This is a genomic window from Klebsiella scottii (assembly GCF_036561945.1).
GTDB classification, from domain to species: Bacteria; Pseudomonadota; Gammaproteobacteria; order Enterobacterales; family Enterobacteriaceae; genus Klebsiella; species Klebsiella scottii.
This window is the reverse complement of sequence record NZ_JARXNI010000020.1, coordinates 178,515-202,052: the sequence shown is the minus strand read 5'-3', so window position 1 is coordinate 202,052 and position 23,538 is coordinate 178,515. Positions and strand designations below refer to the sequence as shown.

The 23,538-nt window shown below is 55.4% G+C and carries 20 protein-coding genes, 6 tRNA genes and 1 other RNA gene; 16 read left to right on the top strand and 11 right to left on the bottom strand.

Annotation, left to right across the window (positions count from 1 at the left end):
* Window positions 1-11: 11 nt before the first annotated feature.
* Window positions 12-749, top strand: a complete 738-nt coding sequence (locus QFI97_RS08745) for a LytR/AlgR family response regulator transcription factor (protein ID WP_095101333.1) — start codon at window positions 12-14, stop codon at window positions 747-749.
* 40 nt (window positions 750-789) lie between these two features.
* Here the strand turns inward: QFI97_RS08745 and glk are convergent, their stop codons facing one another.
* A complete protein-coding gene (glk, locus tag QFI97_RS08740) occupies window positions 790-1,755 on the bottom strand; it encodes a glucokinase (RefSeq protein ID WP_095100448.1) in 966 nt (321 codons plus the stop codon).
* A 263-nt stretch (window positions 1,756-2,018) separates the two neighbouring features.
* Between glk and QFI97_RS08735 the strand changes: the two genes are divergently transcribed.
* Window positions 2,019-3,254 carry an ion channel protein gene (locus QFI97_RS08735; RefSeq protein WP_331834778.1) on the top strand — a complete coding sequence of 412 codons (1,236 nt, stop codon included), beginning with the start codon at window positions 2,019-2,021 and terminating at the stop codon, window positions 3,252-3,254.
* Here the strand turns inward: QFI97_RS08735 and QFI97_RS08730 are convergent.
* On the bottom strand, window positions 3,251-4,912 hold the full coding sequence (locus QFI97_RS08730; RefSeq protein WP_346430949.1) for an alpha-keto acid decarboxylase family protein: 1,662 nt from the start codon (window positions 4,910-4,912) through the stop codon (window positions 3,251-3,253). The genes QFI97_RS08735 and QFI97_RS08730 overlap by 4 nt on opposite strands.
* Window positions 4,913-5,088: 176 nt before the next feature.
* On the opposite strand from QFI97_RS08730, the gene mgrA reads away from it, so the two are divergent.
* Together mgrA and QFI97_RS08720 are read left to right on the top strand one after the other, a co-directional pair.
* Entirely contained in the window at window positions 5,089-6,081 is a 993-nt protein-coding gene (gene mgrA, locus QFI97_RS08725) for an L-glyceraldehyde 3-phosphate reductase (RefSeq protein WP_346430948.1), read from the top strand.
* 127 nt (window positions 6,082-6,208) lie between these two features.
* Entirely contained in the window at window positions 6,209-6,556 is a 348-nt protein-coding gene (locus QFI97_RS08720) for a DUF2502 domain-containing protein (protein ID WP_095100440.1), read from the top strand.
* A 61-nt stretch (window positions 6,557-6,617) separates the two neighbouring features.
* Here the strand turns inward: QFI97_RS08720 and QFI97_RS08715 are convergent, their stop codons facing one another.
* Window positions 6,618-7,856, bottom strand: a complete 1,239-nt coding sequence (locus tag QFI97_RS08715) for an Nramp family divalent metal transporter (protein ID WP_331834781.1) — start codon at window positions 7,854-7,856, stop codon at window positions 6,618-6,620.
* Window positions 7,857-8,201: 345 nt separating this feature from the next.
* On the opposite strand from QFI97_RS08715, the gene nupC reads away from it, so the two are divergent.
* Window positions 8,202-9,404, top strand: a complete 1,203-nt coding sequence (gene nupC / locus QFI97_RS08710; protein ID WP_095100436.1) for a nucleoside permease NupC — start codon at window positions 8,202-8,204, stop codon at window positions 9,402-9,404.
* A 41-nt stretch (window positions 9,405-9,445) separates the two neighbouring features.
* On the opposite strand, the gene QFI97_RS08705 is transcribed toward nupC, so the two are convergent.
* The 3 genes from QFI97_RS08705 to QFI97_RS08695 all read right to left on the bottom strand — a co-directional run bounded on the left by QFI97_RS08705 (window position 9,446) and on the right by QFI97_RS08695 (window position 12,026).
* Window positions 9,446-11,626 (bottom strand): sensor domain-containing phosphodiesterase, encoded by a 2,181-nt coding sequence (locus QFI97_RS08705; protein WP_346430947.1) that lies wholly within the window; start codon window positions 11,624-11,626, stop codon window positions 9,446-9,448.
* Window positions 11,627-11,834: 208 nt separating this feature from the next.
* Window positions 11,835-11,910, bottom strand: a tRNA-Ala gene (locus QFI97_RS08700).
* A 40-nt stretch (window positions 11,911-11,950) separates the two neighbouring features.
* Window positions 11,951-12,026 (bottom strand) — tRNA-Ala (locus QFI97_RS08695).
* 219 nt (window positions 12,027-12,245) lie between these two features.
* Here QFI97_RS08695 and QFI97_RS08690 point away from each other — a divergent pair.
* On the top strand, window positions 12,246-12,599 hold the full coding sequence (locus QFI97_RS08690) for a YfeC-like transcriptional regulator (protein WP_346430946.1): 354 nt from the start codon (window positions 12,246-12,248) through the stop codon (window positions 12,597-12,599).
* A gap of 4 nt (window positions 12,600-12,603) precedes the next feature.
* Entirely contained in the window at window positions 12,604-13,005 is a 402-nt protein-coding gene (locus tag QFI97_RS08685) for a YfeC-like transcriptional regulator (protein ID WP_095101331.1), read from the top strand.
* 45 nt (window positions 13,006-13,050) lie between these two features.
* Here QFI97_RS08685 and gltX read toward each other — a convergent pair whose 3' ends face one another.
* Complete coding sequence (gene gltX / locus QFI97_RS08680) at window positions 13,051-14,469, bottom strand: glutamate--tRNA ligase (RefSeq protein ID WP_346430945.1); 1,419 nt, start codon at window positions 14,467-14,469, stop codon at window positions 13,051-13,053.
* Between the two features lie 259 nt (window positions 14,470-14,728).
* Between gltX and QFI97_RS08675 the strand changes: the two genes are divergently transcribed.
* From QFI97_RS08675 to QFI97_RS08655, 5 genes are all read left to right on the top strand, one after another.
* Window positions 14,729-14,804: transfer RNA gene (locus QFI97_RS08675), tRNA-Val, on the top strand.
* Window positions 14,805-14,848: 44 nt separating this feature from the next.
* Window positions 14,849-14,924, top strand: a tRNA-Val gene (locus QFI97_RS08670).
* 47 nt (window positions 14,925-14,971) lie between these two features.
* Window positions 14,972-15,047, top strand: a tRNA-Val gene (locus QFI97_RS08665).
* A 4-nt stretch (window positions 15,048-15,051) separates the two neighbouring features.
* A tRNA-Lys gene (locus QFI97_RS08660) sits at window positions 15,052-15,127 on the top strand.
* A gap of 42 nt (window positions 15,128-15,169) precedes the next feature.
* Window positions 15,170-15,306, top strand: a non-coding RNA gene (locus QFI97_RS08655) — RtT sRNA.
* A 64-nt stretch (window positions 15,307-15,370) separates the two neighbouring features.
* Here the strand turns inward: QFI97_RS08655 and QFI97_RS08650 are convergent.
* A complete protein-coding gene (locus QFI97_RS08650; protein WP_095100428.1) occupies window positions 15,371-16,297 on the bottom strand; it encodes a LysR family transcriptional regulator in 927 nt (308 codons plus the stop codon).
* An 89-nt stretch (window positions 16,298-16,386) separates the two neighbouring features.
* On the opposite strand from QFI97_RS08650, the gene QFI97_RS08645 reads away from it, so the two are divergent.
* Window positions 16,387-17,385: a bile acid:sodium symporter family protein gene (locus tag QFI97_RS08645; protein WP_095100426.1), complete on the top strand. Its 999-nt coding sequence runs from the start codon at window positions 16,387-16,389 to the stop codon at window positions 17,383-17,385.
* On the opposite strand, the gene QFI97_RS08640 is transcribed toward QFI97_RS08645, so the two are convergent.
* From QFI97_RS08640 to zipA, 3 genes are all read right to left on the bottom strand, one after another.
* Window positions 17,382-17,600, bottom strand: a complete 219-nt coding sequence (locus QFI97_RS08640; RefSeq protein ID WP_346430944.1) for a DUF3820 family protein — start codon at window positions 17,598-17,600, stop codon at window positions 17,382-17,384. The genes QFI97_RS08645 and QFI97_RS08640 overlap by 4 nt on opposite strands.
* 1 nt (window position 17,601) lies before the next feature.
* Window positions 17,602-19,617 carry an NAD-dependent DNA ligase LigA gene (ligA, locus tag QFI97_RS08635; protein ID WP_346430943.1) on the bottom strand — a complete coding sequence of 672 codons (2,016 nt, stop codon included), beginning with the start codon at window positions 19,615-19,617 and terminating at the stop codon, window positions 17,602-17,604.
* Window positions 19,618-19,691: 74 nt separating this feature from the next.
* A complete protein-coding gene (gene zipA, locus QFI97_RS08630; RefSeq protein ID WP_346430942.1) occupies window positions 19,692-20,708 on the bottom strand; it encodes a cell division protein ZipA in 1,017 nt (338 codons plus the stop codon).
* Window positions 20,709-20,938: 230 nt separating this feature from the next.
* Here zipA and cysZ point away from each other — a divergent pair, with 230 nt between their 5' ends.
* The 3 genes from cysZ to ptsH all read left to right on the top strand — a co-directional run bounded on the left by cysZ (window position 20,939) and on the right by ptsH (window position 23,534).
* Window positions 20,939-21,700 carry a sulfate transporter CysZ gene (gene cysZ / locus QFI97_RS08625; RefSeq protein WP_346430941.1) on the top strand — a complete coding sequence of 254 codons (762 nt, stop codon included), beginning with the start codon at window positions 20,939-20,941 and terminating at the stop codon, window positions 21,698-21,700.
* A gap of 223 nt (window positions 21,701-21,923) precedes the next feature.
* Window positions 21,924-22,895 (top strand): cysteine synthase A, encoded by a 972-nt coding sequence (gene cysK / locus QFI97_RS08620; protein ID WP_346430940.1) that lies wholly within the window; start codon window positions 21,924-21,926, stop codon window positions 22,893-22,895.
* 381 nt (window positions 22,896-23,276) lie between these two features.
* A complete protein-coding gene (ptsH, locus tag QFI97_RS08615) occupies window positions 23,277-23,534 on the top strand; it encodes a phosphocarrier protein Hpr (RefSeq protein ID WP_000487600.1) in 258 nt (85 codons plus the stop codon).
* Window positions 23,535-23,538 lie beyond the last annotated feature (4 nt).

Here is a 23,538-nt window from a genome sequence, read left to right as displayed (position 1 = left end):
GCGGAGAAAAAATGAAAGTCATCATTGTTGAGGACGAGTTCCCGGCGCAACAGGAGCTCAGCTGGCTGATTAACACCCACAGCCAGATGGAGATTGTCGGTACCTTTGACGACGGGCTGGACGTGCTGAAGTTTCTACAGCACAACAGGGTCGATGCCATTTTTCTCGACATCAATATCCCCTCGCTGGACGGCGTTCTGCTGGCGCAGAACATCAGCCAGTTTGCCCATAAGCCGTTTATTGTGTTTATCACCGCCTGGAAAGAGCACGCCGTAGAGGCATTTGAGCTGGAGGCGTTCGATTACATCCTCAAGCCCTATCAGGAATCACGTATTATCAACATGCTGCAAAAGCTGAGCAGCGCCTGGCAACAGCAGCAGCTTCCAGCAGCCGGCGCGGCGCCAAATCCGCAGCGGGAAAACGACACCATCAATCTGATCAAAGATGAGCGGATTATCGTCACCAGCATTCATGATATTTACTACGCGGAAGCGCATGAAAAAATGACGTTTGTCTATACCCGGCGGGAATCGTTCGTGATGCCAATGAACATTACGGAGTTTTGCGCCAGGCTACCGCCGGCGCACTTTTTCCGCTGCCACCGCTCCTACTGCGTCAATCTGAACAAAATTCGCGAGATTGAGCCGTGGTTCAATAACACCTATGTCCTGCGGCTGCGGGATCTTGAGTTTCAGGTGCCGGTGAGCCGCAGCAAGGTCAAAGAGTTCCGCCAGCTGATGCACCTGTAGCCGGCGGCTTATCCGGACCCTCAGGCCCGGAGGCGCTATTTTAGAGGATTTGGCCCAGCGTCTGGCGCATATGCGCGCCGGAGCCCAGCAGCCCCGGATTGTCGTGGACAATCAGGTACACCGGGATATCCTGCACGAAGGCTTTAAACCGCCCTTTATCTTCAAAACCGCCGCGGAAACCGGACGCCTTAAAGAATTCGAGGAAGCGCGGCACGATACCGCCCGCGATATACACGCCGCCAAAGGTCGCCAGCGTCAGCGCCAGGTTGCCGCCAAAACGGCCCATAATCACGCAGAACAGCGACAGCGCGCGGCGGCAATCGGTGCAGGAGTCGGCAAGCGCGCGTTCGGTAACGTCTCTCGGCTGCAGATTTTCCGGTAAACGGCCGTCGGATTTCACTATCGCGCGATAAAGGTTGACCAGACCCGGGCCTGACAGCACGCGTTCGGCGGAAACGTGTCCCAGCTCGGCGCGCAGCTCTTCCAGAATAATCCCCTCTTCTTCGCTGTTCGGCGCAAAATCGACGTGGCCGCCCTCTCCCGGCAGGCTCACCCAGCGTTTATCAACGTGGACCAGATGCGCCACGCCGAGGCCGGTTCCCGCGCCATAGACGGCGATAGGTTTCCCTTCCACCGGCGCCGTGCCGCCAAACTGAATCAGATGCTCAGCTTTTAGCATCGGAATCGCCATCGATACCGCCGTGAAGTCGTTAATGATCTCCAGATGCGCAAACCCGAGGTTGCTTTTCATTTCGGCGATGGAAAACGCCCAGGTGTGGTTGGTCATCGCCACCCAGTCGCCGGTGATCGGGCAGGCTATCGCAATGCAGCCATCCTCGACTTCAACGTTGTGCTCGTCGAGATAGACGCGAACAACGGCTTCAAGACTGGGATAATCGAGCCCGGAATAGGTTTTTGCACGGGAGATATCCCCGCTCGCGATATCACATAATGCCAGTCGGGCATTGGTTCCGCCGACATCTCCTACTAAAGCAAATTTTGTCATTCCGTTACGGCTCCACTAAAGTCAAAATGATTCTTTTGGCACACTGTAAATTCATGATGCCTTAACAACAACGACCAACGTATAAGTGCCCACAGTTTAGCGACCTATATCACATTTAGGCTGTAATCTGTGAAAAATGGTTTACCCCGCGCCGCCGGGATCGTCAGGCATAGCCTTAACTTTATCGTTTCAGCACCATCTGCCTCGATGCCCTCCTGCGGCGAAGGCAAAGTAGTGCTTCAAACCTTCAAAAGGAAATTTTCATGCTGCATCCGCGCGCCAGAACAATGCTGTTGCTATCGATCCCGGCGGTTATCATCGGGATTGCGTCCAGCCTGGTATTGATTGTGACGATGAAGGTTGCGAGCGTCCTGCAAAATATCCTCTGGAGCGTTTTGCCGCTAAGCCTGGGCCTGAACGCCGGCGGGCCTCTCTGGACCATTGCCACTCTGACGCTCACCGGTATTGCCGTCGGTCTGGTCATCCGCTTTAGCCCAGGCCACGCCGGGCCCGATCCGGCGTCTGAATCATTAGTGGGCGCGCCCGTCAGCACCAGCGCCCTGCCGGGCCTGATTGCCGCGTTAATTCTAGGCCTGGCGGGCGGCGTCAGCCTGGGGCCGGAGCACCCCATTATGGTGGTCAATATCGCCCTCGCGGTGGCCATCGGTTCGCGCCTGTTTCCGCGCGTCAGCTCCCTCGACTGGACGATCCTTGCCGCCTCCGGCACCATCGGCGCGCTGTTTGGCACGCCGGTTGCCGCAGCGCTGATCTTTTCGCAAACCCTTAACGGCGGTAACGACGTCCCGCTGTGGGACCGCCTTTTTGCTCCCCTGCTGGCGGCGGCGGCCGGCGCCCTGACAACGAGCCTGTTCTTCAATCCCCATTTCTCGCTCCCGATCCCGCACTATCCGCAGATGCGGTTGGTGGATATCTTTAGCGGCGCCGTGGTCGCGCTTATCGCGATTGCCGTAGGAATGGTCGCCGTCTGGTGTTTGCCGCGCCTGCATGCGCTGATGCACCGCCTGAAAAGCCCCATTTTAACGCTCGGGGTCGGCGGTTTGCTGTTAGGCATCCTCGGGACCATCGGCGGGCATATCACGCTGTTTAAAGGGCTGGATGAGATGCAGCAAATGGCTTTCAGCCAGACCCTGACCGGCGGCGACTTTATGCTGATTGCGCTGGTAAAACTGGCGGCGCTGGTGCTCGCGGCCGCCAGCGGCTTTCGCGGTGGGCGGATTTTCCCGGCGGTATTCGTCGGCGTGGCGCTGGGCCTGATGCTGCACGCGCACGTTGACGCCGTCCCGGCGGCGATTACGGTCTCCTGCGCGATCCTCGGAATGATGCTGGTGGTCACCCGCGACGGCTGGCTGAGCCTGTTTATGGCCGCCGTCGTGGTGCCGGACACCACGCTGCTGCCGCTGCTGTGTATTGTGATGCTCCCGGCCTGGCTACTGCTGGCCGGGAAGCCGCTGATGATAACCAGACGACGTCCCGACTAGACGCGGCTGTTGCGCTCTTCCAGGGCCTGCGTTACCGCCCGTAGAAAGTCGGGGATATCCATTTTGGGCAGCATCACCTCGACCAGCGTCAGCCGGTCGGAGCCCATGCTGTCATTCATCGCCTCCTTCAGCTCCGCCGTGCGCGTCACCCGCCAGCAGCGCGAAGGGACGTCGGGGGCAAACGCCTCCGGCAGACGGTTCCAGTCCCACAGGGCGATATCGTTATAGCGCTGCTCCGCTCCATGGATCGCGCGCTCGACCGTGTAGCCTTCGTTGTTAAGCAGCAGAATAAGCGGGCTCTGTTTGTCGCGTAGCATCGACCCCATCTCCTGTATCGTGAGCTGCGCCGCGCCATCGCCGATGATCAATACCACCCTTCGGTCCGGCGCGGCGGTCTGCGCGCCGTAGGCCGCCGGCAGCGTAAAACCGATCGATCCCCACAGCGGCTGAACCAGCAGCGTCGCATCCGAGGGCAGCCTCAGCGCCGCAACGCCGAATGCCGCAGTTCCCTGATCGGCGAGAATAATATCCCCCGGCCGCAGCTGCTCCTGCACGGTGCTCCAGAAGTTTTTCTGCGTCAGCATGCCGCCTTCAGCTCCGCCAACCTCCGGCACTGAGACCGGCGGGAGCGTCCATTCCGCCGCCAGGCTGGCCGACAGCTTGATCAAGACCGCCAGCGCCTGATCCATCGGGATCCGGCTGAACCAGCGCTCGCCCACCCTGACGGCGAACGGCTGAATCTCTATGGTGTGTTCAGGCGGTAAATGCTGGGTAAATCCGGCGGTAATTGTATCGGTAAAGCGGGTTCCGACGCAGATGATGGTATCGGCGTTTTCAATCATCTCGCGGGTCCCGGACGCGCTGGCGATACCGCTGTAGGTCCCGACAAAACCGGGATGCTGCTCGTCAAAGAGCCCTTTCCCCATCAGCATGGTGGCGTGAGCAATCGGCATTTTTTCGACCCACGTTCTTAGCGTTTCCTGCAGGCCGTAGCGCTGGGCGAGAAAATCCGCCAGCAGCGATACCCGCCGGCTGCTCCGCAGCAGCTGTCCCGCATGCTCCCGGAATCCGGCCAGCTGATTCTCATCCGCAGGCGGCCCCTCAATCACCAGGCGACGCGCCGGCGGCATGGCGCTGGCCCTTGCGACGTCGGCAGGCAGCATCAAATAGCCGGGGCGATGGTGGGCCAGCATGTCGCTGAGGACGCGATCGATTTCATGGCAGGCGTTGCCCGCCGTCAGGGCGGCCTGAGTGCAGGTTATCTGCTCGCTCATCCGCGCAAAATGCGTAAAATCGCCATCCCCCAGCGTGTGGTGCAGCAGCTCGCCCCGCTGCTGGGCGCCGCTGCAGGGGGCGCCAACGATATGTAGAACCGGGACGTGTTCGGCATAGCTGCCCGCCACGCCGTTAAGCGCGCTCAGCTCGCCAACGCCGTAGGTCGTCAGCAGCGCGCCGGCGCCTTTAATACGCGCATAGCCGTCGGCCGCATAGGCGGCATTCAGCTCGTTGGCACAGCCGACCCATCCCAGCGCTTCATGCGCGATAACACGATCGAGGAACTGTAGGTTGTAATCTCCCGGTACGCCAAACAAGCGGTCTATGCCGCAATCTACAAGGCGATCCAGCAGATAATCGCCAATAGTGTAAGTCGGTTGCATAGCCATACTCCTCATCCCGTGCAGGTAATTTGAGTATTGAATAAGCGATCGAACTGTCCAGATTGTGTTGAATATATGAGGTGGAAAGCAAAATTTACGACTCTGGGGTGTGTACTCCGCGTTGAACATTCTTTAGTGTAAACGTATACACAAGCTGTTTTATCTGCGGAGGAAGTATGGTTTACCAGGCAAATGCGACGCGATATCAGACAATGGAGTACCGCCGATGCGGTCATAGCGGACTAAAGCTGCCGGCAGTTTCTCTCGGCCTTTGGCATAACTTTGGTGACGAAACGCGGGTAGAAACCAGCCGCCAGCTGCTGCGCCACGCCTTCAACCTCGGCATTACGCACTTCGATCTGGCCAACAACTACGGGCCGCCGCCGGGTTCCGCCGAGAGCAACTTCGGCCGCATCCTGCGGGAGGATTTTTTACCCTATCGCGATGAGCTGATTATCTCCAGCAAAGCCGGCTACACCATGTGGGACGGGCCTTACGGCGACTGGGGTTCGCGCAAATATCTGATTGCCAGCCTCGATCAGAGCCTGAAACGGATGGGGCTGGAATACGTCGATATCTTCTATCATCACCGCCCCGATCCCGAGACTCCGCTGCTGGAAACCATGCGCGCGCTGGACCATATCGTGCGTCAGGGTAAAGCGCTTTACGTCGGGCTATCGAACTACCCTCTCGCCCAGGCGACGGAGGCGGTGGGCATCCTCAACGACCTTGGCACGCCGTGCATTATTCATCAGCCAAAATACTCTATGTTCGAACGCTGGGTTGAAGATGGGCTGCTGGATTTCCTGCAGACGCAGGGAGTCGGAAGCATTGCGTTTTCACCGCTGGCCGGCGGCCAGCTGACCGACCGCTATTTACACGGCATCCCGGCTGATTCCCGGGCAGCCAGCGGCAGCCGCTTCCTGCAGGCGGATCAGCTGACGGCGGAAAAACTGGAGAAAGTCCGCCGGCTGGACGCCCTGGCGCAGGCTCGCGGACAGAAGCTATCGCAGATGGCGCTGGCCTGGGTGCTGCGCGGGGAAAAAGTGACTTCGGTGCTGATCGGCGCCAGCAAAACGGCCCAGCTTGATGATGCCGTCGGGATGCTCGCCAACCGTCACTTCAGCCCGGAAGAGTGCGCGAAAATTGACGCGATTCTTGCGGCGTAAACAAAAACTTACTTTAGCAAAAAGTGCTCTTATCCGCGATTTAGGAGTTCATCCAATGCTGCGGGGCTTAACGGCTCCGTACTATCACGTTAACAAGCCGCAAGGCTCGATCGTGAAGGAGAAGAGTATGTTCAGGTCACTGATACTGGCTGCAGTGCTACTGGCCTCAGCGCCGTTAGTTGCTAACGCTGGTGAAATCACCCTGCTGCCATCTGTAAAATTACAAATAGGCGATCGCGACAACTACGGTAATTACTGGGACGGTGGCGGCTGGCGCGACCGTGATTACTGGCGTCGTAACTACGAATGGCGTGATAACCGCTGGCGGCATCATGACAACGGCCGTCACCGCGGCTGGGATAAGCGCAAAGCCTACGAACGCGGCTATCGCGAGGGCTGGAACGATCGCGACGACCGTCGCGGCGGCTGGGGACGGGGACCGGGAGGTCGTGGACCCGGCCACGGCCATCACTAAATGTCCTTCAATCAGTTTAATCAAATTGGGGAGCCGTAAGGCTCCCCAATTTATTATCGACTTATAAGCCGAACGCCGTCCCCACCAGCAGCCAGCCGTTCAGCAGAACCACAATCGCCACGATGACCCAGCCGGTTCGCTTAATCCATGCGCTATTCACCAGATCGCCCATCAGCTTCGGGTTGCTGGTAAAGATCAGCAGCGGCACCAGCGCCAGCGCAATACCAAAGCTCAGCAGTACCTGACTCATCACCAGGATGCGGGTCGGATCGAGCCCCATCATAATGACGATGAACGACGGCAGCATGGTGATCGCCCGGCGAAACCACAGTGGGATATGAAAACGAATAAACCCCTGCATCACCACCTGACCCGCCAGCGTGCCGACAACCGTCGACGACAGCCCGGCAGCCACCAGGCTGAGGCCGAATATAGTTGCTGCGGCGTGGCTCAGCAGCGGCTCCAGCGTCAGGTAGGCGGCATCAAGATCGGCGACGCCGGTATGGCCGTTAAAGTGAAACGCGGCGGCGGCGGTGGCCATCATCGCCAGATTGACAAAGCCGGCAATCGTCATCGCAATCGCCACATCCCAGCGGGTTGCGTTATAGCGCTCTTTGCGCGAGCCGTCATGCAGATTCTGGGTCAGCGACGAGTGCAAATAGATAACGTGAGGCATAATGGTTGCCCCCAGAACCCCGGCCGCCAGGAACACCGCTTCCCCGTTCGGCAGGCTCGGGATAATCATCCCTTTTGCCAGCGGCGCCAGCGCCGGCTGAGAGAAAATCAGCTCCGCGATGTAGGCCCCGGCAACAAACAGCAGCAGCCCACCAATCACTTTCTCCAGCGGCTTTTGCCCGCGACGCTGCAGCATCAAAATCAGAAACGTGGCGATACCGGTCAACACCGCGCCCTGTAGTAAAGAGACGCCAAGAAGCAGCTTAAAGCCGATCGCCGCGCCAATAAACTCGGCCAGATCCGTCGCCATGGCGATAATTTCCGCCTGCACCCAATAGAACCACACCACCGGGCGCGGATAGTGATCGCGAATCTGCTCCGCGAGATTTTTACCCGTCGCAATTCCCAGCTTTGCCGACAGAACCTGAATCAGCATCGCCATCAGGTTTGCCCACACCACCACCCACAGCAGCTGGTAGCCAAAACTGGCGCCCGCCTGGATATTGGTCGCAAAGTTACCGGGATCGATATACCCGATGGCAGCAATAAAGGCAGGCCCCATCAAAGCGAGCTTCATCTTGCGCGCTGCGCGACCGCTGCTATTCTCAACGCGACTGCTTGTCATTTTCTGCCTCAGAAATATAGCCTTTGCTATGTTTGATGCTACCAAAATGCGAATGATTATCAAGTTCATTTATAACGGCGATAATTATTGCTTTGATAGGGGGGAACGATAGCGGCTAACAACGAAAAGGTGGCAGTGATGGAAGTACATCTCGCCTGGTCATCAGATTAGTACAACTAAGCAACTTTTAAAACCTTTACGCAACATAACAAAAATGTATGTTTGATCACTATTTTGGTGATTAGTCACAGTTCCTTGCAATAGTGTGGATTTGATCTCGTTTTCTTTGGGCTTGTTACATAGAATGTGCACAGAAATTTAACCTGCCTCATATTTGGAGCAAATATGGACCGCGTCCTGCACTTTATCCTCGCGATCGTCGTGGTGGCTATTTTGGCCCTTTTGGTCAGCCACAACCGTAAGCAGATTCGTATTCGTTATGTTATTCAATTGCTAGTCATTGAAGTCTTGCTGGCCTGGTTCTTCCTGAACTCCGATATCGGTCTGGGCTTCGTGAAAGGATTCTCCGAGATGTTCGAAAAACTTCTCGGCTTTGCTAACGAAGGGACCAACTTCGTCTTCGGCAATATGAACGATAAAGGCCTCGCCTTCTTCTTCCTCAAGGTTTTGTGCCCAATCGTCTTCATTTCCGCGCTGATCGGTATTTTGCAGCATATCCGCATCCTGCCTATCGTCATTCGCGCGATCGGTACCGTGCTGTCCAAAATTAACGGCATGGGTAAACTGGAATCATTCAACGCAGTCAGCTCGCTGATTCTGGGCCAGTCGGAAAACTTTATCGCGTATAAAGATATCCTCGGCAAAATGTCGCGTAACCGCATGTACACCATGGCGGCTACTGCGATGTCCACCGTTTCCATGTCTATCGTCGGCGCGTACATGACGATGCTGCAGCCGAAATATGTCGTTGCGGCGCTGGTGCTTAATATGTTCAGCACCTTTATCGTACTGTCGCTGATTAACCCGTACCGCGTTGATGAAAGCGAAGAAAATCTGCAGATGTCGAATCTGCATGAAGGCCAGAGCTTCTTTGAAATGCTGGGTGAGTACATCCTGGCAGGCTTTAAAGTAGCGATTATCGTTGCCGCGATGCTGATCGGCTTCATCGCGCTGATCTCTGCGCTGAACGCCCTGTTCGCGACCGTTACCGGTTGGTTCGGTTACAGCATCTCCTTCCAGGGCATCCTCGGCTACATCTTCTACCCGATTGCATGGGTGATGGGCGTGCCGGCTGGTGAAGCGCTGCAGGTCGGCAGTATTATGGCCACCAAGCTGGTTTCAAACGAATTTGTCGCAATGATGGATCTGCAGAAAATTGCCAGCACGCTCTCTCCGCGCGCGGAAGGCATTATCTCCATCTTCCTGGTCTCCTTCGCCAACTTCTCCTCAATCGGGATTATTGCCGGGGCGATTAAAGGCCTGAACGAAGAGCAGGGTAACGTTGTTTCCCGTTTTGGCCTGAAGCTGGTTTACGGCTCGACCCTGGTGAGCGTGCTCTCAGCGTCTATCGCCGCGCTGGTACTGTAATTTCTTAAGGTTGTGCAAAAGCCGGGCTGGTCCCGGCTTTTTTACGCCTGTAATTCCTGAAGCGGCCGAGGCTTGCCGATCAGGTAGCCCTGCAAATAGTCGACGCCGAGCGCCAGCAGCCGCGCCTTCTGCTCTTCCGTTTCCACGTACTCCGCCACAACCGTCAGATTTTTCACCCTCGCCATCTCGATAATGGATTTAATAATGATCGCATCCAGAGGATCGGTCTCCACGTCGCGCACGAAGCAGCCGTCAATCTTCACGATATCCGCCTGGAGCCTTTTCAGTCGCTCATAGTTCGCATAGCCGGTACCGAAGTCATCGATAGCAATGGCGCAGCCAAAATCCCGCAGCTGCTGGATGTTGTGCAGGCTGGTTTGCTCATCGCAGAATGCCTGCTCTTCGGTAATTTCGATGGTAATCGCTTCGCCCTGGAGCTGGTAGCGCCTGAACAAAGCAATAATCTGCGCCGCGCTATCGCGCTGCATCAGGGTGTAGGGCAGCAGATTAACGGAGAAGTGCTGGCCCGGATGCCGGTGTAGCGTGCTGAACAACGTTTCCAGCACCAGCATGTCGAAACGCTGGCTCAGGTTGAACTGCACGATGAGCGGAATAAACCGCTCCGGCGTAATGACGGTTTCTCCGCACTGCATCCGCGTAAGCACTTCATAATAGCCCTCCCCCGCCGCGTTCCGGATCGGCTGGGCATACAGCACGAGATCGCGTTTATTGAGCGCCTGCTTGATCCGGGTCAGCATACGCACCTGCTCGCTGGTTTGATCGGAAACCTGCTCCTGCGCCGCATCCAGCGCCAGCACCCGCTGCGTGGCGCCGGCCTGCTCCGAAAGCCAGCTCAGCTGGCCCAGCATCGGATGAAGCTCGGCCTCGACGCCGTGATGCCTGCCCCACGATGCGCCAAACTCCAGATCCAACGCCTGGTTATTCCAGATAAATTTCTTGTGGTTAAGAATCGCCACGATGTGGCCTAGCCGCGCCTCGGGTTCCGGCCCGCACAGCACCAGCAGCAGCTCGCTACCGGGTAGCTGAAATATTTTATCTCCCGGCCCCAGCAGCGGCTGTACCTTAGCGGCAATTTGCCGCTTGCAGTGCACGCGCATCATCATGCCGTAATGGCGGCTGAGGAAATCCAGGTTATCAATTCGCAGGCTGCTGATGGCTACTTCGGGGTTGCGGCGTAAATGACACTCCAGCGCGCGAAGATTAGGCAGTCCGGTCAGCGGGTCCTCCTGCGCCTGATCCCGCCATCTGAGCTTGATTCGCTCGTTCTGAGCGTAAATATCCAGCATATAAAACAAGCAGATGGTGAATGAGATGAGTACCGAGAGAACAAATGATAATGCGTATTCTGTCTTTACGCCCTGCAGGAAATTTTGATTATACGCGACCAGTAAAAATGCTGAAACGGACCATGAAATACGAATCAGCGCATGGCCCAGCCGGCTAATACCAATAAAATAAAGGATGAAAATAAGTGGTACCAAATAACCGGCAATAAAAACAGAGTTATAAGGTGCACAGAGCACCAGTAATATTGCCACGAGCGCTATGAACCAGTACAGCGTAAATATCCGACGCTCGCGCGTAAGCCACGGTTGACAATGATGGAGCCAGAATGTGCGGGCAAAACGCGGATTGATAATCATCCGCAAAGGATAATAAAAGAAGGTGGTAAAAATTAATGCAGCACAAATCAAACTCTGAATATCTATAATGGTATAAATTGCCGGCATATCTTTGAAATAGCTCGATATAACCAGAGGGAAAGAAAAAAACACCCCCGCCAGATACATGGTAACTTTCATGAGCACGGGAGCAAAAAATCCGCCCCAAAAGATTCTGATGCCCATCCGCTTCGCCGTTAACCCGCTGCGCCACGCTTTACCAAGCAGCATGCGGACAACGGCGCATGAGGCCAGCACCGAGAACAGCTGGCAGAATAATAAGATTGCCGCCTGCGGTACCGTCAGCGGGATTATCCAGGCGTTGGTGATAGCAAAGGCGATAATCAGCGGGCCAATCGCATAGCGGCCAAAAATAAAGATAACCGCGTACATCATACTTAGCGGTAACCAGGCGAGAAATATTTGGTTACCGTCAATCATTGCCTGAGGTGAAATAAATCTGGCTAATGGAATTGTAATTAAACAAACGATCAACGCGAGTAAAGATCTTCTGATGTTAATGTTAAATTTGCCTGTCATTATTGTTAATTAAAGCTCCCGCGCCGGAATTATATTTAATATACAAATAGTATGTTGGTTAATTATGGCAGGCAAGGTAATAAGCCAGGGAAAAATCTTAAATTACATTTCACTCTAATAGCAGGAGATTTTCTGACGTAAGCACAGAGTGCTTTACGTTGGCAGGAGGAAAACAAAAAACCCCCGCCGTAGCGAGGGTTTCGATATTTGGTGGAGCTAAGCGGGATCGAACCGCTGACCTCTTGCATGCCATGCAAGCGCTCTCCCAGCTGAGCTATAGCCCCAACAGAACGTTTTAAAACCAAACCTGATGGGAACAGGATTTGGTGGAGCTAAGCGGGATCGAACCGCTGACCTCTTGCATGCCATGCAAGCGCTCTCCCAGCTGAGCTATAGCCCCGTAACATAAAACGTGTCGTGTTGACGGGCCGCATAATATGAATTCCTTCGTCAGGTGTCAACGGCAAAATCACCCCTCTTAATTTGATCGCTGAAAAAGCAGGCAAATAGCTGACATTGCGAAGCTTATCGCAGGGAGAAGTTAAACATGTCACTCTTTCATGTAAAAGGATGCTATAACATGAACAACTAATTCCCACATTTTTACTCAGGAAATAGTATGCTCAAGGAACGAATGACACCTGAAGAAATCGCCCATCTCACTGGCTTCAGCCGGCAGACGATCAATAAGTGGGTACGCAAAGAAGGATGGCAAACATCCCCCCGACCCGGCGTGCAGGGAGGCAAAGCTCGCCTCGTGCACGTAAACGAGCAGGTGCGCGATTTTATTCGCAGCGCCCAGCGCGTGGCGGAAACGCCTTCCCCTTATGCCACCGTAGAAAACGACCTTGAGCCGCTGCTGCTTACGCTCAGCAAAGAGATGACCCCCGGCGAACAGAAAAAGCTGATGTCACTTCTGCTGCGTGAAGGTATTACCGGCTTACTCCATCGCCTGGATATTCGCGACCAGTAACATGATGATGAAATTAAAAGATAAGATGACCCCGGCAGAGCTTGCGGAATGTCTTGGCCTCGCCAGACAAACGATTAACCGCTGGGTCAGAGAGCAAAAATGGCGTACGGAGGCTATTCCCGGCGTCAAAGGTGGGCGTGCCCGTCTCATCGTTATCGACAGGACGGTTCTCGATTTTCTGGCAAATATTCCCGCGCTGCGGCATCTGATTGCCGATTATCAGCTGGCTGAACCGCCTGGCCACTATTTTATTAATGATGCAGGGGCTATCTGGCGACAAATTGCCGAGACGCTCCATCTGATGACACCAGAAGAACAGCAGCATTTGCGGGACTTTCTTGCAAGAGAAGGCATCAGCGGATTTTTATCGCGTCTGGGAATTAGCGGCGAGCGGTCGAAAGAGTAAAAAAACGGCAGGAATATACCTGCCGTTATGCGTAGCTTATGATGCTCAGGACTGCTGGCTTTCGCGTTCAGCAATAAATGCCAGCGCTTTGTTTATGCGTTCTACGCTGCGGGATTTACCAATCGCATGAACGGTCACGTCGAGAGCCGGGGATTGTCCAGCGCCGGTAACCGCAACGCGCAGCGGCATCCCGACTTTACCCATCCCGACTTCCAGCTCGTCCGCCGTTGCCTGAATAGCGTGATGAACGTTCTCTGCCGTCCAGCCGGTCACCGCAGCCAGCTTATCGCGCACGACTTCCAGAGGCTGACGCGCAACCGGGCGCAGATGTTTTTTCGCCGCGTCGGCGTCAAACTCGTCGAACTCTTCATAGAAGTAACGGCAGCTCGCCGCCATCTCCTTCAGCGTTTTGCAACGCTCGCCGAGCAGCTTCACCAGTTCAGCCAGCTGCGGGCCGTTACGGGTATCGATATTTTCCTGCTCGATATGCCATTGCAGATGCGTTGCCACATACTCCGGCGCCAGAGAGTTAATGTAGTGATGATTCAGCCACTGCAGCTTCTCGGTGTTAAACGCGCTGGCGGATTTGCTGACCGCGCCGAGGGAGAAGAGCTTAATCATCTCTTCACGAGAGAAGATCTCCTGATCGCCGCTGGACCAGCCCAGACGTACCAGATAGTTCAACAGCGCTTCAGGCAGGTAGCCATCGTCGCGGTACTGCATCACGCTCACCGCGCCATGACGCTTGGAGAGCTTTTTGCCGTCATCGCCATTGATCATCGAAACGTGCGCATATACCGGTACCGGCGCGTTCAATGCCTTAAGGATATTGATCTGGCGCGGGGTATTGTTGATATGGTCTTCACCACGGATCACGTGCGTGATCTCCATATCCCAGTCATCCACGACAACGCAGAAGTTATAGGTCGGAGAGCCGTCGGTGCGGCGGATGATCAGATCGTCCAGCTCCTGATTACTGAATTCAATCGGTCCGCGGATCTGATCGTCAAAGATGACGGAACCGTCCTGCGGGTTGGCAAAACGCACCACGCACGGTTCGTTATCCGCATGGTGTTCGTGACCATGGCGACAGCGCCCGTCATAGCGAGGTTTTTCGCCATTTGCCATCTGCTCTTCGCGCAGAGCGTCCAGACGCTCTTTAGAGCAGTAGCATTTATAGGCCGTGCCCGCTACCAGCATTTCATCAATAACGGCGTTGTAACGGTCAAAACGTTTAGTCTGGAAATACGGACCTTCGTCCCATTCCAGATTCAGCCAGTTCATCCCATCCATAATGGCTTCAATTGCTTCCGGCGTGGAGCGCTCAAGATCGGTGTCTTCAATACGCAGTACAAACTCACCGTTGTTATTGCGGGCAAAAAGCCAGGAGTAGAGAGCAGTACGCGCGCCGCCAACGTGCAGATAGCCTGTCGGGCTGGGCGCGAAGCGAGTTTTGATTTTCATGAAATGGCCTTACGTTTAATAAAGATGCCGACAACCGGCAGAGTCTGTTGGTATTTATGGCTCAATATTCTAACACCGTAGGCTGATTCCTCAATGGAGTTCCCGTCTGAACGTCACGCTTTGCCATTTTTGTTTATAAATCATGCGCTGCGGATGCTTTCGCGATCGTTTTGTTTAATTTTACGACGAACAAACAAATTATTTAGAAAAGGCGTTGACTCATTTTCAACTCTCCCTATAATGCGACTCCACACAGCGGGGGTGATTAGCTCAGCTGGGAGAGCACCTCCCTTACAAGGAGGGGGTCGGCGGTTCGAACCCGTCATCACCCACCAACTACTTTAAGTAGTCTCCGCCGTGTAGCAAGAAATTGAGAAGTGGGTGATTAGCTCAGCTGGGAGAGCACCTCCCTTACAAGGAGGGGGTCGGCGGTTCGATCCCGTCATCACCCACCACTTTCTCGCCAGCTGGATTTCTTGTTAAAAATGTGAAGTACCGAAGTGGGTGATTAGCTCAGCTGGGAGAGCACCTCCCTTACAAGGAGGGGGTCGGCGGTTCGATCCCGTCATCACCCACCACTTCGGGTCGTTAGCTCAGTTGGTAGAGCAGTTGACTTTTAATCAATTGGTCGCAGGTTCGAATCCTGCACGACCCACCATATTCAGAAAAAGCGCCTTTAGGCGCTTTTTTCGTTTCTGCACACCATGCTTAACCGTGCAGGATGAGAACCTGCCGCAGGTTCGACAAAATCGTCGGGAACGATTTTGCATCGCCACCTGTGGCGACCCGCAGGGCGAGTCTCAGGATGAGACGAGTGATATCCTGCACGACCCACCACTCATATCCTTCACACCCGCTTTTTCGTTTCTGAATACCACGCCCGTCTCCACGGACTCACGCCTCACCGCTGATACAGCGGATCGTCAGCTCTGCCCGCGGTCAGCGTATTCCCCTCTTCACGCACCACTTCCCACAGCGCCTGCGCGGCGGTTGAGAGCGAGCGTTTCTTACGCTGCGCCAGCATCAGCTGACGCTCAACAACCGGGGTTAGCCGCTTGACCCGCAAATGGCTGCCTTGAGGCAGCGGTAGCGCCAGCGCCGGTAGAATACTGATGCCAATGCCTGACTCCACCATCGGAAACAGCGTAGCCGGATGCCCAATCTCCTGCACAATATTGGCATCAATGCCAAAGCGCGCCAGCGCGGCATCAATCAGCGGCCGGCTGCCGGAGGCGTAATCCTGCAATACCAGCCGCTGCCGGTGAAGATCCTGCCAGCTCACCGATGCCCTTTCGGCAAAAGGATGGTCCTCCCGACATAAAAGCAAAAAAGGTTCCGACAGGACCGTCTCACACTGCAAATCCGTAGCGGCGCCGGGATCGATAACAATGCCAAAATCTACCTCACCCTGGCGAATACTCTCCAGAACCCACTGCTGAGGGCGATCGTGCAGCACAAAATCAATCTCCGGGTAGCGCTGATTGCTGTGCGCAATACACTGGGGGATCAGATGGGCGGAAATCGTCTGGCTGGCGGCAACCCGCACGGTTCCCGTCAGCTGCTGACCCACGCGTCCGGCGTCGCGCAGCGTACTGTTCAGCTCGTCCAGCAGCCGCTCAAGCCGACCCGCCAGCTGATGCCCCGCCTCCGTCAGCACCACCTCCCGGGTGGTTCTGTCCAGCAGCCGCACGCCGGTCTGATGCTCCAGCTCCTTGACGCTATGGCTCACCGCCGACTGGCTGAGCCCAATCATCTCCCCTGCCCGGCTGAAGCTTCTCGCCCTGGCGACGGTGACAAATACCTTTAACTGACGCAGCGAATAATTCATCTTTTTTATTCATGAATAGATGCAATAAATCAATTTTATTTCTCAAACTAAAAAAAGCACAATAGCGAAATCGATTTTCAGGAGCGATTATGAAATTTTTCCGCATTCTTGACCCATTTACCCTTACCCTGGTTACCGTCGTCCTGCTGGCCTCCTTTTTCCCGGCGCGCGGCGAATTTGTCCCCTTCTTTGAGCACCTCACCACCGCGGCCATTGCCCTGCTGTTCTTTATGCACGGTGCAAAGCTCTCCCGCGAGGCGATTATCTCCGGCGGCGGCCACTGGCGTTTGCATCTGTGGGTGATGTGCAGCACCTTTATCGTCTTCCCCGTTTTGGGGGTGCTGTTTGCGTGGTGGGCGCCGATAAACGTCGATCCTGCGCTCTATACCGGCTTTATTTATCTCTGCATTCTGCCCGCTACCGTGCAGTCAGCGATCGCTTTCACTTCGCTGGCTGGCGGAAACGTAGCGGCGGCCGTATGTTCAGCCTCGGCATCGAGCCTGCTGGGAATTTTCATTTCACCGCTGCTGGTCGGGCTACTGATGAATCTGCACGGCGCCGGCGGCAGCCTGGAGCAGGTCGGCAAGATTATGCTGCAGCTTCTGCTGCCGTTCGTCCTCGGTCATCTGTCCCGTCCGTGGATCGGCGCATGGGTGGCGCGGCATAAAAAATGGATTTCAAAAACCGATCAGACCTCTATCCTGCTGGTCGTCTACTCGGCGTTTAGTGAGGCGGTGGTGAACGGTATCTGGCATAAAGTCGGTCCAGGCTCGCTGCTTTTCATCGTCGCCGTCAGCATCGTGCTGCTGGCCATCGTTATCGCCATTAACATCTTTGTGGCGCGCAAATGCGGCTTCAATAAAGCGGATGAAATTACCATTGTCTTCTGCGGATCGAAAAAGAGCCTGGCAAACGGGATCCCGATGGCCAATATTCTCTTTCCAACCTCGATTCTGGGGATCATGGTGCTGCCGCTGATGATTTTCCATCAGATCCAGCTGATGGTGTGCGCCGTGCTGGCACGACGCTATAAACGACAGGCGGAAGAGCGGCTGGCGCGTGAAAACGCCAGCGCGCCAGAGGCTTAACGCGGCTGCTTGAGGGGCTGAACCAGCTGGGTCAGCCCTTCGGTTTTAATCAATAAGGTTAACGCCATCAGCTCGCCAAGATGCCCGGCGGGAAACTGCTCCTTACGGGCAAACCACAGCAAATACTCTTCAGGCAGGTCAATCAAACGACGACCTTTATATTTGCCAAACGGCATTTCCGTATTGGCTATCTCGATAAGCCGTTCTTTATCCACGTTAATCTCCCAACAGCCGCAGCATTTCGGCTTCATCGATCACCGCAATCCCCAGCTCCTGCGCTTTAGCCAGCTTCGACCCCGCCGCTTCCCCGGCAATCACCAGATCGGTTTTCTTTGACACGCTGCCCGCCACTTTCGCCCCCAGCGCCGCCAGCCGCGCTTTTGCATCATCACGGGACAGCAGGCTCAGGCTACCGGTCAGGACCACGGTTTTGCCGGCAAACGGGCTATCGATCTCTTCGGCATTGACCACCACCGGCGCGGGCCAGCGGACGCCCTCCGCGAGCAACTGAGCGATAACCTCGCGGTTGCTCTCCTCAGCAAAGAAATTGCGCACGTGGGTAGCCACCACAATGCCGACATCAGGCACCTTCTGCAGATCGTCAACTGATGCCTGCTCGAGCGCCTCAATCGTTGCAAAATGCGCCGCCAGCCCTGCGGCCGTTGCCTCGCCGACCTCACGAATGCCAAGCGCGTACAGGAAGCGGGCAAAGGTCGTCTCTTTCGATTTTTCCAACGAATTGACCACGTTTTGCGCCGACTTTGGCCCCATACGCTCAAGGCCGGTGAGCTTACCTGGGCTTAAGCGGAACAGGTCGGCCGGCGTGTGCACATACTCTTTCTCAACCAGCTGGTCGATGATCTTCTCGCCCATGCCCTCAACATCTAACGCGCGACGGGAAACAAAATGCTTTAAGGCCTCTTTACGCTGCGCGCCGCAAATTAGTCCGCCGGTACAGCGCGTCACCACTTCGCCTTCAACGCGCTCAACGTCCGAATGGCACACCGGACAATGGGTCGGGAAGAGGATTTCACGCGTATCCTCCGGGCGTTCGGACAGCACAACGTTAACCACCTGAGGAATAACGTCTCCGGCGCGGCGGATCACCACCTTATCGCCAATTCGTAGACCAAGTCGTTCAATTTCATCGGCGTTGTGCAACGTGGCGTTACTCACCAGCACTCCGGCCACATGGACCGGCTCGAGGCGCGCCACCGGAGTGATTGCTCCGGTACGGCCGACCTGGAACTCAACGTCGCGTACGAAGGTCATCTGCTCCTGAGCGGGGAACTTAAAGGCGACGGCCCAGCGCGGGGCGCGGGCAACAAAGCCGAGCTGCTCCTGAAGCGCCAGAGAATCTACTTTGATGACCACGCCGTCGATATCGAAACCTAACGTCGGGCGGTCCTCCTCAACCTTACGATAGTAAGTAAGCACTTCCTCTGGAGTGCGGCAGAGCTTTACGCGCTCGCTGACCGGCAATCCCCAGGCCTTAAACTGCTGCAGACGCCCGGAATGGCTCGCCGGCAGCTCGCCGCCTTCCAACGTACCCACGCCGTAGCAGAAGAAAGTAAGCGGTCGCTTCGCCGTAATCCGCGAATCGAGCTGACGCAGGGAGCCGGCGGCCGCATTGCGCGGGTTAGCGAAGACTTTCCCGCCGCTGCGACGCGCCTCTTCGTTAATTTTTTCGAACCCGGCCTGCGGCAGGAACACCTCGCCGCGTACTTCCAGACGCGCAGGGATATTGTCACCGCGCAGCTTCAGCGGGATCGCGCGAATCGTCCGCACATTAGAGGTAATATCCTCGCCGGTGGTGCCGTCGCCGCGCGTTGCGGCCTGCACCAGCACGCCGTTTTCGTACAGAATACTCACGGCCAGCCCGTCCAGCTTCAGCTCACAGCAGTAGACCAGATCGTCGCTGCTTTTCAGCCGGTCCTGAACGCGCTTGTTAAAAGCCAGGAAGCTCTCTTCGTCAAAAACGTTATCCAGCGAGAGCATCGGGACTTCATGACGAACCTGGCTAAAGGAGGCCAGCGGAGCCGCCCCCACGCGTTGAGTCGGCGAGTCGGAGACGATGAGCTCGGGATGCAGGGCTTCCAGCTCGCGCAGTTCGCGCATCAGCCGGTCGTATTCCGCATCGGGCACTTCAGGGGTATCCATAACGTGGTACAGATATTCATGATGGCGAAGCGTGGTTCGCAGTTCAGTCAGTTTTTGTTCGATCGGTTCCATATCGCACCATCAATGATAAAAAACCCCCGACGGGCGGGGGTTCAGGATTGGGAGACGAAACGCAGGTCGGTGAATCAGGCGTTAGCCTCTTTCACTTCACGAATACGGTCTTGATATTCACGCATTTTCTGCGGAGTCATCATCCGACGCTGATCGTCCAGCACCACGCCACCGACTTCGTCGGCGATGTACTGCGCAGATTGCAGCATCAGCTTAAAGTTTTGCAGCTCATCGCCGAAGGACGGCACCTGCATAAAGATAGTGACCCCAGGCGTCGTCATATTCGCCATGCTGTCCGGATTAAAGGTACCGGGTTTCACCATATTAGCCAGGCTGAACAGGACCTGGCCGCTGCCGTCCGGGCTAAGATGACGATGGAATATATTCATATCGCCAAATTTGAAGCCCGCCTGCTGGATGCTGTTAATCAACACTTCACCGTTGATCTGCGAGCCTTGATGCGCTGACACGTTCATCACGATGACCGTCTCTTTACGCTCTTTTGGCTGCGGGGCCGGCTGCGGTGGTTCGGCGACAACCGGTTCAGGCGCTGGCTGAGACGGTGCGGCGGCTGGCTGGACCGGAGCAGGCTGCTGCGGTGCGCTCTGAACTATCGGCTGCTGAGGCGCCTGCTGCGGCTGCGCTACGGGCTGGGGTTGATGCGGCACAGGCTGCTGCGGCGCGGGCTGGCGCTGAGGCGCGCTGGTTTGCGGCTGCGGGGCCTGCTGGTGGTGATGAGCAGGCTGCGGCTGACGAACGGGCTCTTCCGCACGCACGGGCGGCTGCACCTGACGTTCGTAAGGCGGCTGATACTGGTGTTGTGGCGTCTGACGAGGTGCCTCTTGCTCCCCATTGTGGCCATTTGGGGCGTGATTAACCCGGTGAACGCGAACCTCACCTACGCCTTCAACATCGTCATCAAAGCCATCGCTTTCAGACTCTTCGTCATCGCGAGACTTCATACGTTTTAGTGGGCGATCGCGAAACATCGAGGAACGTTCTTTACGGCTGGTCCAGAAACCGTGTACCAGTAAAGCGATTATGGCGATCGCGCCAACAATGATTAATATCAGACGCAAATCCTGCATCATTATATTCTCTGTTGTTCTAACACCTTGCCACCACGGCAAACATTTACTTACTAAGAGTATTTGTCGATTACGCCGAGTGCAAGTGGGTCTACCGCTTTCACTACATAAAGATGAACTAAATCGTGCTTTTTGCTGCTTTTTCGAACATTTCCTAACTGGTTATTGTCCGGCAACCCGATAAAATAAGCGGGCATTCAGCCTGAATGTCAAAAAAGGAGCATTGCCTGACCATGGTTTCATCATCCGCAACTTCCCCGCGTAGCGGCGTTTACTATTTTTCGCAGGGCTGGAAACTGATCGGGCTGCCGGGAATTCGTCGTTACGTATTTTTGCCTTTACTGGTCAATATTATCCTGATGGGCGGCGCCTTCTGGTGGCTGTTCACGCGCCTTGATAGCTGGATCCCCTCGCTGATGAGCCACGTGCCGGAATGGCTGAACTGGCTAAACTATCTGCTTTGGCCGGTGATGGTCATCTCGATTCTGCTGGTCTTCGGCTACTTTTTCTCAACCATCGCCAACTGGATTGCCGCCCCGTTTAGCGGCCTGCTGGCGGAACAGCTGGAAGCGCGCTTAACCGGCGCAACGCCTCCGGACGTCGGCGTATTTGGCATCATGAAAGATGTCCCGCGCATTATGAAACGCGAATGGCAAAAGTTTTGCTGGTATCTGCCGCGCGCCATCATCCTGCTGATCCTTTACTTCATTCCCGGTATCGGCCAGACCGTTGCCCCGGTGCTGTGGTTCCTGTTCAGCGCGTGGATGCTGGCCATTCAGTACTGCGACTACCCGTTTGATAACCACAAGGTTCCGTTTAAAACCATGCGCGAGGCGCTGCGTACGCGCAAAGTCACCAATATGCAGTTTGGCGCGCTGACCAGCCTGTTCACCATGATCCCGGTCCTCAATCTGGTTATCCTGCCGGTGGCCATTTGCGGCGCAACGGCGATGTGGGTCGACTGCTATCGCGATAAACATGCGATGTGGAAATAAGCCCAGACGGATGCGCGCAGGCCTATGGATGGGCCAAAAATCGGGACTGCGAAACCCCACATTTTCAGCACCATCGGGCGGTGGCTTATGCCTCACCTTATTCCTTCTGGCTTGCCATTATTTCCCTTACGAATATAGATATGCTAAATCCTTACTTCCGCATATTCTTTAAGCGGGTATGCTGGAGCCGTACTCCCAAATTTCATACAGTTAAGGACGGGCCATGAGTAAGATTTTTGAAGATAACTCCCTGACTATCGGTCATACGCCGCTAGTCCGACTGAACCGAATCGGTAACGGACGCATCCTGGCAAAGGTTGAATCTCGCAACCCGAGCTTTAGCGTCAAATGCCGTATCGGTGCCAATATGATTTGGGATGCTGAGAAACGCGGAGTATTGAAAGCTGGCGTTGAGCTGGTAGAACCGACCAGCGGCAACACCGGTATCGCCCTCGCCTACGTCGCCGCAGCGCGTGGCTACAAGCTGACGCTGACCATGCCGGAAACCATGAGCATCGAACGACGTAAGCTGCTGAAAGCGCTGGGTGCCAATCTGGTACTGACCGAAGGCGCGAAAGGCATGAAAGGGGCGATTCAAAAAGCCGAAGAAATCGTTGCCAGCGACCCGGAAAAATATCTGCTGCTGCAGCAGTTCAGCAACCCGGCTAACCCGGAAATTCATGAAAAGACCACCGGCCCGGAAATCTGGGAAGATACCGATGGTCAGGTTGACATCTTTATCTCCGGCGTCGGCACCGGCGGTACGCTGACCGGCGTGAGTCGCTACATTAAAGGCACTAAGGGCAAAAAAGATCTGATTACCGTTGCGGTGGAACCGACCGATTCACCGGTGATCGCTCAGGCGCTGGCTGGCGTTGAGCTTAAGCCTGGCCCGCACAAAATTCAGGGTATCGGCGCCGGCTTTATTCCGGGCAACCTCGATCTGAAGCTGGTCGATAAAGTTGTGGCCATCACCAACGAAGAGGCTATCTCGACCGCCCGTCGTCTGATGGACGAAGAAGGTATCCTCGCCGGTATCTCTTCCGGAGCCGCCGTTGCCGCAGCCCTCAAGCTGCAGGAAGATGAGGCCTTTACCAATAAGAATATAGTGGTTATCCTACCGTCTTCTGGTGAGCGTTATTTAAGCACAGCGCTGTTTGCCGATCTCTTCACCGAGAAAGAACTGCAACAGTGATGCCAGCTTGTAGGTATCGTGTAAAAAAGCACCTTTTTAGGTGCTTTTTTGTGGCATACGTCAAAGTTTTACCCCTCCTGGCATTGATTCACCGCGTAGGGTCTGGTATTTAACCAGCACATTTATTTTGATGCGCGAAATTATTCAGAATTGGATTTCCATAAGCTGAATCGATTTTATGATTTGGTTCAAGTCTTCCTTTCGCGGCATAATGTTTAATGACGTGCCAGACGTCAACGGCCAGATGGTCTGCGCAGCGATTACCCGCTGCTGACACCTTAGCCAGACACGTAACGCCGGCGCTAACAATACAGGCTAAAGCCTTGCCGTTAGGCTAGACTTTAGGTCCACAACACTAAACCTATAAGTTGGGGAAATATAATGTTCCAGCAAGAAGTTACCATTACCGCTCCGAACGGTCTGCACACCCGCCCTGCTGCTCAGTTTGTTAAAGAAGCTAAAGGCTTTACTTCTGAGATCACTGTTACCTCCAACGGCAAAAGCGCCAGCGCCAAAAGCCTGTTCAAACTGCAAACTCTGGGTCTGACTCAGGGTACCGTAGTCACCATCTCCGCTGAAGGCGAAGATGAGCAGAAAGCAGTTGAGCATCTGGTAAAACTGATGGCTGAACTCGAATAAGTTC

What these genes read in the sequence shown, in the direction of transcription:
- QFI97_RS08745 (WP_095101333.1), top strand. Translation starts at nt 12, where the DNA reads ATGAAAGTCATCATTGTTGAGGACGAGTTCCCGGCGCAACAGGAGCTC.
- glk (WP_095100448.1), bottom strand. Translation starts at nt 1,755, where the DNA reads ATGACAAAATTTGCTTTAGTAGGAGATGTCGGCGGAACCAATGCCCGA.
- QFI97_RS08735 (WP_331834778.1), top strand. Translation starts at nt 2,019, where the DNA reads ATGCTGCATCCGCGCGCCAGAACAATGCTGTTGCTATCGATCCCGGCG.
- QFI97_RS08730 (WP_346430949.1), bottom strand. Translation starts at nt 4,912, where the DNA reads ATGCAACCGACTTACACTATTGGCGATTATCTGCTGGATCGCCTTGTA.
- mgrA (WP_346430948.1), top strand. Translation starts at nt 5,089, where the DNA reads ATGGTTTACCAGGCAAATGCGACGCGATATCAGACAATGGAGTACCGC.
- QFI97_RS08720 (WP_095100440.1), top strand. Translation starts at nt 6,209, where the DNA reads ATGTTCAGGTCACTGATACTGGCTGCAGTGCTACTGGCCTCAGCGCCG.
- QFI97_RS08715 (WP_331834781.1), bottom strand. Translation starts at nt 7,856, where the DNA reads ATGACAAGCAGTCGCGTTGAGAATAGCAGCGGTCGCGCAGCGCGCAAG.
- nupC (WP_095100436.1), top strand. Translation starts at nt 8,202, where the DNA reads ATGGACCGCGTCCTGCACTTTATCCTCGCGATCGTCGTGGTGGCTATT.
- QFI97_RS08705 (WP_346430947.1), bottom strand. Translation starts at nt 11,626, where the DNA reads ATGACAGGCAAATTTAACATTAACATCAGAAGATCTTTACTCGCGTTG.
- QFI97_RS08690 (WP_346430946.1), top strand. Translation starts at nt 12,246, where the DNA reads ATGCTCAAGGAACGAATGACACCTGAAGAAATCGCCCATCTCACTGGC.
- QFI97_RS08685 (WP_095101331.1), top strand. Translation starts at nt 12,604, where the DNA reads ATGATGAAATTAAAAGATAAGATGACCCCGGCAGAGCTTGCGGAATGT.
- gltX (WP_346430945.1), bottom strand. Translation starts at nt 14,469, where the DNA reads ATGAAAATCAAAACTCGCTTCGCGCCCAGCCCGACAGGCTATCTGCAC.
- QFI97_RS08650 (WP_095100428.1), bottom strand. Translation starts at nt 16,297, where the DNA reads ATGAATTATTCGCTGCGTCAGTTAAAGGTATTTGTCACCGTCGCCAGG.
- QFI97_RS08645 (WP_095100426.1), top strand. Translation starts at nt 16,387, where the DNA reads ATGAAATTTTTCCGCATTCTTGACCCATTTACCCTTACCCTGGTTACC.
- ligA (WP_346430943.1), bottom strand. Translation starts at nt 19,617, where the DNA reads ATGGAACCGATCGAACAAAAACTGACTGAACTGCGAACCACGCTTCGC.
- zipA (WP_346430942.1), bottom strand. Translation starts at nt 20,708, where the DNA reads ATGATGCAGGATTTGCGTCTGATATTAATCATTGTTGGCGCGATCGCC.
- cysZ (WP_346430941.1), top strand. Translation starts at nt 20,939, where the DNA reads ATGGTTTCATCATCCGCAACTTCCCCGCGTAGCGGCGTTTACTATTTT.
- cysK (WP_346430940.1), top strand. Translation starts at nt 21,924, where the DNA reads ATGAGTAAGATTTTTGAAGATAACTCCCTGACTATCGGTCATACGCCG.
- ptsH (WP_000487600.1), top strand. Translation starts at nt 23,277, where the DNA reads ATGTTCCAGCAAGAAGTTACCATTACCGCTCCGAACGGTCTGCACACC.